The following is a 7,271-nucleotide window of genomic DNA, read 5'->3' as shown; positions in this document are numbered from 1 at the left end:
AATGCTGGCCGGATGACGATTGGAAACCCGGCCGGATGAACGTCGGAATCTGCACTCTTGCAGTCGAACGATCTCAAACAGGCGTTGCGACCCTATTGCATCGGTGGGGCGTGGGGGCGGTTGCTCGATGCCGAGAACGAGCATCTGGGCACGGCGACGGTTCAGGCGTTCGAGACTGAGGGGCTGATCGGCACCGACGCCGCGCCCGCCGTACTGGCCTATCTCTTCCACCGGATCGAGGACCGCCTCGACGGTTCGCCGACGCTCATCATCATCGATGAAGGCTGGCTGACGCTCGACGACGAGGGGTTTGCTGGGCAGCTCCGTGAATGGCTGAAAACGCTGCGCAAGAAGAACGCCAGCGTCATCTTCGCCACGCAGTCGCTGTCCGACATCGACGGCAGCGCCATAGCGCCGGCGATCATCGAAAGCTGCCAGACCCGGCTTCTGCTGCCGAACGAACGGGCGATCGAGCCACAGATCACCGCCATCTATCGCCGTTTCGGTCTCAACGACCGCCAAATCGAGATCCTCGCGCGGGCGATGCCCAAGCGCGACTATTACTGCCAGTCGCCGCGTGGCAACCGGCTCTTTGAGCTGGGCCTTTCCGAGGTGGCGCTGGCGCTCTGCGCAGCCTCCTCACGCCAGCATCAACAGCTCATCGCCGACGTCCATGCCCGCGCGGGCACCGACGGGTTCCTCGCCGAATGGCTCACGGAAAACAGACTCGCCTGGGCAGCCGACATGATCGGGGATCTCACCAACGTCATGCCGCAATCCAGCATTCCGTCCCCGCAACTCCCGGAGATTCAGCCATGATCCGTATCCGCATCCGTTCGCGCGTCGCCCTTGTCGCCGTGTCGATGCTTTCTGTGCCGTTCGCCCTATCGCCGATCGTCACGACCCCGGCTTACGCCATCATCGTGTTCGATCCCTCGAACTATGCGCAGAACGTGCTTCAGGCCGCCCGCGCGCTTCAACAGATCAACCAGCAGATCACCTCGCTTCAGAACGAAGCGCAGATGCTCATCAATCAAGCGCGCAATCTGGCGAGCCTGCCGATTTCTTCGCTCCAGCAGATCCAGCAGTCGGTCCAGAAGACGCAACAGCTTCTGCAACAGGCGCAGAACATCGCCTATGACGTGAAGCAGATCGATCAAGTCTTTCAGAGCAAATACGCCAACGTCTCGCTGTCGGCCTCGGACAAGCAACTCGTGCAGGATGCCCGCTCGCGTTGGCAGAATACGGTCGGTGGTCTGCAGGACGCGATGAAGGTGCAGGCCACCGTCGTCGGCAATATCGACACCAACCGCACGGAGATGTCGCGGCTGGTCGGGGCGAGCCAGGGTGCGACCGGCGCGCTTCAGGCGACGCAGGCCGGCAACCAGCTTCTGGCGCTTCAGGCCCAGCAGCTCGCCGACCTCACGGCCGTCGTCGCGGCCAATGGCAGGGCGCAGGCGCTGCAATCGGCGGAACAGGCCGCTGCCGCCGAACAGGGCCGCGAACAGCGCCGCCGCTTCCTGACGCCGGGCGCGGGCTACCAGCCCGGCAATGCCCGGATGTTCCCGAACAGCGGCAATTGAGGGCGCGCGATGGACGGCAAGACTCTCGCGCGCATCGGCGCTGTCGTGTTCGTCGCGGTTGCCATCGTGGCGACCGCGATCGAGATGAACCGCAAGCCCGATGGCCCGGACAATGCGCCGACGATCGCGCGTCCGTCATCGATGCGCAATCCGCTTGATGCGGAGCTCGCGCGTTGCAGCAGCATCGGTGAAGCGGGCGGGCGCGATCCGTCCTGCCTGAAGGCGTGGGGTGAAGCCCGCCGCCGCTTCCTCGGCCAGACAGCGCCGGCCACCGCATCCCCGCCAGCGGCATCTGCCGCGCCTACGACGCTGTTCCCCAGCGCACCGACCTCCGCTGATCCAGCCACGCCTGCTCTCCAATCCGAACCCGCAACGTCGCCGGTATCGCCTGAACCGGGGGTGCGCTGACATGCAGGGCACCAGCGTCATCGACCATTTCCTCGAAGTCTTCACCCGCTACATCGATGGCGGCTTCGGGCTGCTGCGTCCCGAGGTGGCCTTCATAGCCACCACGCTCATCGTCATCGACGTGACGCTGGCCGCGCTGTTCTGGTCGATGGGTGCCGACGAGGACATCATTGCGCGGCTCGTCAAGAAGACGCTGTTCGTCGGCGTCTTCGCCTATATCATCGGTAACTGGAACAATCTCGCCCGCATCGTCTTCGAGAGTTTTGCCGGTCTCGGCCTGAAGGCGTCCGGCACGGGCTTTTCCGTCACCGACCTCTTACGCCCCGGCAAGGTGGCGCAGACCGGCCTCGATGCCGGCCATCCGCTGCTCGACTCCATCTCGAACATGATGGGCTATTGGTCCTTCTTCGAGAACTTCATCCAGATCGCCTGCATGTTGTTCGCCTGGGCGCTGGTGCTTCTGGCCTTTTTCGTCCTCGCCATCCAGCTCTTCGTGACGCTCATCGAGTTCAAGCTGACGACGCTCGCCGGTTTCGTGCTGATCCCGTTCGGGCTGTTCGGCAAGTCCGCCTTCATGGCCGAACGGGTGCTTGGCAATGTCATCTCGTCGGGCATCAAGGTGCTGGTGCTCGCTGTCATCATCGGCATCGGCTCGACGCTGTTCTCCGAGTTCACCCAAGGCTTCAACGGCGCGACGCCGACCATCGATGATGCGATGGCGATCGTGCTGGCGGCCCTTTCGCTTCTCGGTCTCGGCATCTTTGGTCCCGGCATCGCCAACGGTCTCGTCTCTGGCGGCCCGCAGCTCGGTGCCGGTGCTGCCATCGGAACCGGGCTTGCTGCGGGCGGCATGGCCGCTGCGGGTGGTGCAGCGATTGGTGCGGTGGCCTCGGGCGGTGCCGCCCTTGCCAGAGGTGCTGCCGCAGCGGCCCGTGGCGGGGCCGCGCTCGCCGGTGGCGCATCGACCGCCTACAGCCTTGGCGCGGCAGGCCAGTCCGGCGCGTCCGCCGCGGCGTCCGGTCTCGGCAATGTCGCCAGCACGGGCGCGCAGGCCGCCGTCTCGCCGCTGAAGAAGGCGACCGGTCGCGCTGCGGACAGCCTCAAGCAGAGCTACCAGTCCGGCGCGCGTTCCGCCTTCGAGGTGACGGGCGGATCGTCCACCGCCGGGACCATCGGCGGCGAGGCCGAAGCCGCCTCAGCCCCTGACGCAACGTCCGCATCCGCTGCCGGCAGTCCTCCCGCCTGGGCCAAGCGGATGCAGCGTTCCCAGAAACTATCTCACGGCGTCCAGGCCGCCGCCCATGCCGTCAAATCTGGCGACAGCCATGGCGGCGGCTCCTCCGTCAACCTCTCCGAAAGTGACTGACCATGTTCAAGCGACCCGCCGCGCATTACGGCAAATCCCCGCAACCCGAGACACCATACCAGCGCGCCGCGCAGGTCTGGGATGACCGCATCGGGTCCGCCCGCGTCCAGGCGAAGAACTGGCGGTTGATGGCCTTCGGTTCATTGGCACTCTCTGCCGGTCTTTCCGGCGCGCTCGTCTGGCAGTCGTTGAGCGGCTCGATTGTGCCGTGGGTGGTGCAGGTGGACAAGCTCGGTCAGGCGCAGGCCGTCGCCCCCGCGACCGCCGACTATCAGCCAAACGATGCGCAGATCGCGTTCTATCTCGCGCGCTTCATCGAGCAGGTCAGAAGCATCCCGGCCGACGCCATCATCGTGCGGCAGAACTGGCTGCGCGCCTATGATTTCACGACACAGGCCGGTGCGCTGGCGCTCAACGACTATGCCCGCGCCAACGATCCCTTCGCCAAGGTCGGCAGGCAGCAGGTCGCGATCGAGGTGTCGAGCGTGATCCGCGCTTCGCCGTCGAGCTTCCGCATCGCCTGGATCGAGCGCCGCTATCAGGACGGATCGCTCGCCTCGACCGAACGCTGGTCGGCCATCCTCACCGTGGCCGTGCAGCCGCCGCGCGACGCCGACACGCTGCGGAAGAACCCACTCGGAATCTACATCAACGCCATCAACTGGTCGAAGGAGCTTGGATAATGACACCGACCTTCCGCACCGCCGGGAGGCCGGCTCCGCGCGCTGCCTCCATCGCGGCTTTACTGATTTCCGCATCGGCGCTCGCGGGCTGCGCGGGTCACACCCCGCCGCCGGAGATTTCCTATGACGATGCCGCACCCGCCGTCATCGCCGCTGATCCGCCCAAGCCCGTGCAGGTGGTCGAACTGCCCAAGCCGTTGCCGCTTCCTGGCCAGTTGAAGCCGGTCGGCAAGGACGGAAAGCCGACGCCCGAGCTGCCGGACCCTGCCGCGCGCGTGAACGAGGCCAATGCCGCCGCCCGGATGCAGCCCATCCGCAACGGCTTCATCAACTCGATGCAGGTCTATCCCTTCGTCGATGGCGCTCTCTATCAGGTCTATGCCTCGCCGGGGCAGATCACCGATATTTCGCTCCAGCCCGGAGAACAGCTCGTCGGCTCCGGTCCCGTCGCCGCCGGCGACACCGTGCGCTGGATCATTGGCGACACCGAGAGCGGCACGGGCGTGGGCAAGCAGGTCCATATCCTCGTGAAGCCGACCCGACCCGAGCTGATGACCAACCTCGTCATCAACACCGACCGGCGCACCTATCACATGGAACTGCGCTCCACCGAGAAGACCTATATGGCCTCGGTGTCCTGGCAATATCCGCAGGACCAGCTCATCGCGCTACGGCGGCAAAACAGCCAAGCGGAGGCCGCGCAACCCGTCGCCAGCGGTGTCGATCTGTCCAAGGTCAACTTCCGCTACGAGGTCTCCGGCGATCATGCGCCGTGGCGACCGCTCCGTGCCTTCGACGACGGGCGGCAGGTGTTCATCGAATTCCCGCGCGGCATCGGCCAGGGCGAGATGCCGCCGCTCTTCGTCGTCGGCCCGGAGGGCGCGACCTCCGAACTGGTGAACTACCGCGTACGCGGCAACTACATGATCGTCGATCGGCTGTTCGCCGCCGCCGAACTGCGCTTCGGGGCGGACAAGAACCAGAAGCGCGCCCGCATCTCCCGCACCGATGGGAGGCCCGCGTCATGAGCGGCGACCCGATTGATCCCGATAAGGAGGGTGTGCAGCCGGGCGCTCCGCATCCAGTCGAGCCGTCAGAGGATGATAGCCGCCCGTTGACCGGAGAGCCGGTCGCGCCGATGCGGCTGCGGCCCGAACCGCCGCGCGTCACGCGCCTGTCGCGTAAGGTGCTGATCGGTCTCGGCGCGGCCGGCAGCCTCGCGATCAGCGGCGCGCTCTATTACGCGCTCCAAACCCGCAACGGCGGCCAGGGTCAGGAACTCTATTCGACCGACAACCGCTCGACGCCCGATGGCCTCAACGGTCTGCCGAAGGATTATACGGGCGTGCCAAAGCTCGGCCCGCCGCTGCCCGGCGATCTCGGCCGTCCGATCCTCAACGCACAGAACGGCGGTCAACCGGTTCCGACGCCAGGGATCGCCACGCCTATGCCGTCCGGCCCCAGCCAGGAGGAACAGCGCCGCGCGCAGGAACTGGAGGCGGCGCGGCTCGCCAAGCTGTTCGCCTCGACCGAGACGCGGGCCGCGAACAACGGCACGGCCATGTCGCCGACCGTGACCGCTATGCCACCGACCGACCTCGCCAGCCTCGGCTTGGCACCGCAGCCGGCGACACCTTCTGCTCAACAGCGCCAGCAGGCGTTTCTCGACGCCACGCCCGACAGGCGCACCGTCTCGCCGGATCGGGTCGCTGCTCCAGCATCGGCCAACGTGCTTCAGGCCGGCGCGGTGATTGCCGCAGCCCTCATCACCGGCATCCGCTCCGATCTGCCCGGCCAGATCACCGCCCAGGTGACGGAGAATATCTACGACAGTCCCACAGGCAAGATCCTGCTCATCCCCCAGGGCACCCGTGTGATTGGCCAATACGATAATGGCGTCGGTTTCGGCCAGAAGCGCATCCTGCTCGTCTGGAACCGGCTGATCTTCCCCAACGGCCGTTCGATCGTGCTCGAACGCCAGCCGGGTGCGGACACTGAGGGCTATGCCGGGCTTCAGGATGGTGTCGATTACCATTGGGGCGAGCTGTTCAAGGCCGCAGCACTCTCCACACTGCTGTCGATCGGCAGCCAGATGGGATCTTCGAGCGACGAGAGCGAGATCGCCCGTGCGCTGCGTCAAGGGGCGTCCGACAGCGTCAGCCAGATCGGACGGCAGGTCGTTGGACGCCAGCTCGACATCGCACCGACCCTCACCATCCGGCCCGGCTTTCCGGTCCGCGTGATTGTTACGCGAGACTTGGTACTCGAACCCTACGGAGGCTGACATGGCAAAGCTGAAACTCGGCCCGATCGCCGACGATAAACCCATCAAGGTCACACTGGAATTGCCCGCCAGTTTGCACCGTGATCTGACGGCCTATGCCGACATCCTCGGCCGTGAAGCGGGACAACCGGCCACCGATCCCGTCCGCCTGATCGTCCCCATGCTGGAGCGCTTCGTCGCCACCGATCGCGGTTTTGCCAAAGCGCGACGGGCCGCCGACCTGACGAGCCCCGAAAAGACAGATTAATGACCCCGATCGCTTCGATCGGAAGTCGTCATCCTGTGCGCTTTGCCCTCAGCGCGATCGTGGCGGAGGTCGCTATCCATTAATGCGGGCTGGTCTTTGCATCTGTCAGCTTTCGCTCGTCTTTGCAGGAGCGGCGACGTTCCGAGACAGGAATTTCGCCATGCTGATAAGACGTCGAAGCGCTGGATTATCATTGCTCGGCGACCAGACCGCGCTGAACGGTATGGTCTCGTCCTGGACAGGGCGAAACACCACCCCGGGGAAGGGAAAAACCGCCCTGGTTTCGTTCACCAAGGTAAGGCCATGCCCCAGAGCGACCAGTGAAAGAAGGTTGTCCGACCCAACATTCTGAGTGTCGATCATCGGCACTTCCGCAAACGTCTTCAGTCGTTCTCTCAGACGATCGAGAAACTCGCGCCCCTGGGCGGCTTCCCCAATGATAAATATTTCGGATACGATGTCAGGCCAACTCAGTTTCCGATGGCGGGATTTTGGGTGATCGTTCCATAGAGCTACGAATAGCTGCTCCGACCAAAGATGTTTGGTATCGCAGCCCTGCCACTCGGTTGCCCCCATGACGATGGCCAGGTCGAGTTCCAATTGGCGGACCAAAGCCACATGCTCGACCGGATCGCCGTCGATCCAATCGTAAGCGTCGTCCCGGCGGCACCTTCATAGGTTGGGCGTGAAAGCGCAGTCT

Annotated in this window: 8 protein-coding genes and 1 pseudogene; 8 read left to right on the top strand and 1 reads right to left on the bottom strand. The window is 65.0% G+C overall.

The annotated features are described in order from the left end of the window. Positions 1-39 precede the first annotated feature (39 nt). The 8 genes and pseudogenes from KHC27_RS20865 to KHC27_RS20830 all read left to right on the top strand — a co-directional run. Positions 40-819 (top strand): annotated as a pseudogene (locus KHC27_RS20865) (TraG/VirB4 family ATPase); the annotation flags it as partial. Further along, entirely contained in the window at positions 816-1,583 is a 768-nt protein-coding gene (trbJ, locus tag KHC27_RS20860; protein ID WP_213341892.1) for a P-type conjugative transfer protein TrbJ, read from the top strand. The pseudogene KHC27_RS20865 and the gene trbJ, both read left to right, overlap by 4 nt. Positions 1,584-1,592: 9 nt before the next feature. Then, positions 1,593-1,991: a putative entry exclusion protein TrbK-alt gene (trbK-alt, locus tag KHC27_RS20855; RefSeq protein ID WP_213341890.1), complete on the top strand. Its 399-nt coding sequence runs from the start codon at positions 1,593-1,595 to the stop codon at positions 1,989-1,991. 1 nt (position 1,992) lies between these two features. Further along, positions 1,993-3,357 carry a P-type conjugative transfer protein TrbL gene (trbL, locus tag KHC27_RS20850; protein ID WP_213341888.1) on the top strand — a complete coding sequence of 455 codons (1,365 nt, stop codon included), beginning with the start codon at positions 1,993-1,995 and terminating at the stop codon, positions 3,355-3,357. A gap of 2 nt (positions 3,358-3,359) precedes the next feature. Then, the gene (gene trbF / locus KHC27_RS20845; protein WP_213341886.1) at positions 3,360-4,040 is read left to right on the top strand and encodes a conjugal transfer protein TrbF; all 681 of its coding nucleotides are present in this window, start codon (positions 3,360-3,362) and stop codon (positions 4,038-4,040) included. After that, positions 4,040-5,068 (top strand): P-type conjugative transfer protein TrbG, encoded by a 1,029-nt coding sequence (gene trbG, locus KHC27_RS20840; RefSeq protein WP_213341884.1) that lies wholly within the window; start codon positions 4,040-4,042, stop codon positions 5,066-5,068. The genes trbF and trbG overlap by 1 nt, the downstream gene beginning before the upstream one ends. Beyond that, complete coding sequence (locus KHC27_RS20835; protein WP_213341882.1) at positions 5,065-6,324, top strand: TraB/TrbI/VirB10 family type IV secretion system protein; 1,260 nt, start codon at positions 5,065-5,067, stop codon at positions 6,322-6,324. The genes trbG and KHC27_RS20835 overlap by 4 nt, the downstream gene beginning before the upstream one ends. A gap of 1 nt (position 6,325) precedes the next feature. Next, positions 6,326-6,571: a DUF2274 domain-containing protein gene (locus KHC27_RS20830; RefSeq protein ID WP_213341880.1), complete on the top strand. Its 246-nt coding sequence runs from the start codon at positions 6,326-6,328 to the stop codon at positions 6,569-6,571. A gap of 105 nt (positions 6,572-6,676) precedes the next feature. Here the strand turns inward: KHC27_RS20830 and KHC27_RS20825 are convergent, their stop codons facing one another. Next, positions 6,677-7,213 carry a LysR family substrate-binding domain-containing protein gene (locus KHC27_RS20825; RefSeq protein ID WP_343210953.1) on the bottom strand — a complete coding sequence of 179 codons (537 nt, stop codon included), beginning with the start codon at positions 7,211-7,213 and terminating at the stop codon, positions 6,677-6,679. Between the last annotated feature and the right edge of the window lie 58 nt (positions 7,214-7,271).

Source organism: Ancylobacter lacus (assembly GCF_018390635.1).
In the GTDB taxonomy this organism is placed as follows: domain Bacteria; phylum Pseudomonadota; class Alphaproteobacteria; order Rhizobiales; family Xanthobacteraceae; genus Ancylobacter; species Ancylobacter lacus.
Note: the sequence above shows the minus strand (reverse complement) of the source record. Positions and strands in the feature narration are given on the sequence as shown.